4 protein-coding genes are annotated in these 2,616 nt (G+C 71.2%); all 4 read right to left on the reverse strand.

The features are described 5' to 3' along the window. Positions 1-294 (reverse strand): metalloregulator ArsR/SmtB family transcription factor (locus VF468_19725; protein HEX5880518.1); only part of this gene is annotated, 294 nt, incomplete at its 3' end. Between the two features lie 58 nt (positions 295-352). Continuing rightward, positions 353-709, reverse strand: a complete 357-nt coding sequence (locus VF468_19730) for a GNAT family N-acetyltransferase (protein HEX5880519.1) — start codon at positions 707-709, stop codon at positions 353-355. A 27-nt stretch (positions 710-736) separates the two neighbouring features. Further along, positions 737-1,135, reverse strand: coding sequence for a type II toxin-antitoxin system VapC family toxin (locus tag VF468_19735; protein ID HEX5880520.1), 399 nt, complete (start codon positions 1,133-1,135; stop codon positions 737-739). 12 nt (positions 1,136-1,147) lie between these two features. Further along, positions 1,148-1,870, reverse strand: a complete 723-nt coding sequence (locus VF468_19740; GenBank protein HEX5880521.1) for a GAF and ANTAR domain-containing protein — start codon at positions 1,868-1,870, stop codon at positions 1,148-1,150. Between the last annotated feature and the right edge of the window lie 746 nt (positions 1,871-2,616).

Here is a 2,616-nt window from a genome sequence, read left to right on the forward strand (position 1 = left end):
GTAGCGCTCCTCGCTCCGTTCCCAGAAGCGGCGGTATCCCTCCACCCAGTCGGCCACCTCCTTGAGCGGGTCGGCCTCCAGCCGGCACGGCCGCCACTGCGCCTCCCGCCCCCGCGCGATCAGCCCCGCCTTCTCCAGCACCTTCAGGTGCTTGGACACCGCCGGAAGGCTCATCTCGAACGGCTCGGCCAGCTCCATCACCGACGCCTCCCCGCCCATCAACCGGGCCAGGATCGCCCGCCGCACCGGGTGCGCCAGGGCGGCGAAGGTGTCGTCCAGTCGGTCCGTTCGCATCTGATTAACCTCTCAGTTAATTAACCTACTGGTAAAGTAGAGGACGGGCGAACGGCTGTCAAGAGCGAGGCGCCGGCCCCGTCCGCTGGGGCTGGTACCGGTCGACGTTGGAGTCGCGCAGCCGGAAGCCGAGCTGCCGGTACAGCCGGTTGGCGGCCACCCGCGACGCCCGCGAGGTCAGGTCGACGCTGCGGGCGCCCCGCCGGCCGGCCAGGTCGAGGGCGGCCACCGTCAGCGCGGTGCCGACCCCCTGCCCGCGGGCCCGCTCGTCGACGACGACGTCCTCGATGCGCGCCCGGAGCCCGGTGGGGGGAGCGGGAGCCGCGATCAGCGCCGCGTCGCTGTCAGCCGGCTGCCGGGAGGAGCAGACCCGGTACGCCCGCTGCCAGGGCGGCCGCTGGCAGCGGCTGCACAACCCCAGGTGGCTGGGACCACGAATGCGTCAAGTTCGGAGCGCCCCGATCGTCGCCGTGGGGACGATCCCTTCCACTCGACGCGCCAGCTCCGTGTCAAGGGTCACGAACGCATCTGCCTGCAGCTGCGTGAGTGCGACGTACTCGGCGTCGTAGGTCTCGGCCCACCCCAGCCGCTCGGCGACGTCCCAGGCCCGACGCCGGAGCACGGCGTCGCCGAGAAGGCGGATCGGCATGGCCCGGATGCGGGCGAGCCGGTCGAGGGCCACATCCGGCGCGACCTCTCCCCGGTGCACGGCCTCGTGCAGGGCCGACAGCGTCTGGGAGCGCAGGAGCGTCGGGGCGAGAAGCTCGTGCCCGGCCGCGACCTCGATCCCCTCACCCGCCAGGAGGAGGACGACGCCGCAGTCGACGACGAATCTGGTCATCTGGCGGCCACTTCACGGGCGGGAGAGCCGCTCCCCGCCGAGCACCTCGTTGACGACATCGATCAGCGGCCGCCGTGAGGACCGAGCCGCACTCCGCAGCCGCTCAAACGCGGCCGCGTCGTCGATCCCCTCCTGCATCATCAGCATCCCCTTGGCCCGCTCGATGCGATTGCGGTGCTCGAACGCCACCTGCAACTGCTCGGCCAGCCGCCCCTTGACCTGCGCGGCCGCAGCCTGACTGAGCAGCGTCGCGGCCAACGCGGCATACACCTGGGCGGCGCTGATCTCCGCCTGATCCCAGTCTCTGGGCTTCGCGCAGTACAGGTCCAGGCTGCCGATCGGGCCGCCTTCCAGCTGCACCGGCACGCTGAGTCCCGCCCGCATCTCCTGGCCGGTCGCCACGTCGGTGATCCTTCCCCAGTGCGGCTCCTTGGCCGCATCGCGCATGGCCATCGGGGCGTGCTCGGCGAACGCGTTCACACAGGGCCCCTCCCCCAGTCGCTCCTGGCCCTCTTCCACGATCTGGGTCTGCTGGTCGGAGGCCGTCGCCCAACGCAGGTCACCGCGCTCATCGGCCAGCATCAGCCCGGCACCGTCCACCCCGAGCAGCGCCTTGGCCGCGCTGGTGAGTTGCTGCATCGCCCGCTGGAGGTCGTGCTCGACGTCCAGGGCGGCCAGCGAGCTGAGGTGTCGGGCCAGGGTGGCAGGATCGATGGGCATGCCGATCTCCTTCACCGGAGGGAGGCGCAACAGCGCGTCTGGCCCAAAGGACTGCCTTCGTACAGGCGGCAGTTTACGACATGCCGCATCCACTCAACCCGCCATGCGGGCGTTGTCGGGGTGCACGGGTTGTAGACAGGTCATGAGGGATAGACCGGGAGTGGCTGCCTCGGGCATCTGACCTCTGCCACCGGGCCGGTACCAGCCTCGTGCGAGCGGTAGACCCAGACCTCGCCTACCTGCGTCGGTGCCCGGGCGATCCCACCCTCGGTGCCACGGCCGGCCCGGGTGCCGGCTTGGTTGGGCGGAGCGCCTGCCGTTGGGGGTTGGGCATGGGCGTGACGGGAGAACGAGCTCCCGCCACGAGAGCTGCTTGCGCAGTTCGGCTCAGGCCGCCGGGCTGGTCGCCAAACAGCCTACGAACTCCAACGGTTCTGGAAGCCGCGGTAGCCCAGGTGGTGGATGACGATCACGGCCAGGCTGGCCCCATGGCGGCGATCCCGGCAACCAGCGGCCTTGGCAGGCCGCTGGTCCAGCCGTGGGCCGCGAAGGCCTGCCAGGTGACCAGGACCGCCAGGACCGACAACAGCAGCCCCTCGGCACTGCCGCGCCGACCAGGCCCCAGCCCCAGCGGTTGGGGGCGAAGCTGGCCAGGCTGGTGTCACTCCAGGCCAGATACCTCCAGGTGAGGCCGCCGGTCAGCAGGGTCAGGGCCCCGATGTAGGGGGTGCGGGCACGCCCAGGCGACTGGTGAGGACCCA

Source organism: Actinomycetota bacterium, assembly GCA_036280995.1.
In the GTDB taxonomy this organism is placed as follows: domain Bacteria; phylum Actinomycetota; class CALGFH01; order CALGFH01; family CALGFH01; genus CALGFH01.

Coding starts and splice junctions, on each gene's coding strand:
- VF468_19735 (HEX5880520.1), bottom strand. CDS start 1,135: ATGACCAGATTCGTCGTCGACTGCGGCGTCGTCCTCCTCCTGGCGGGT.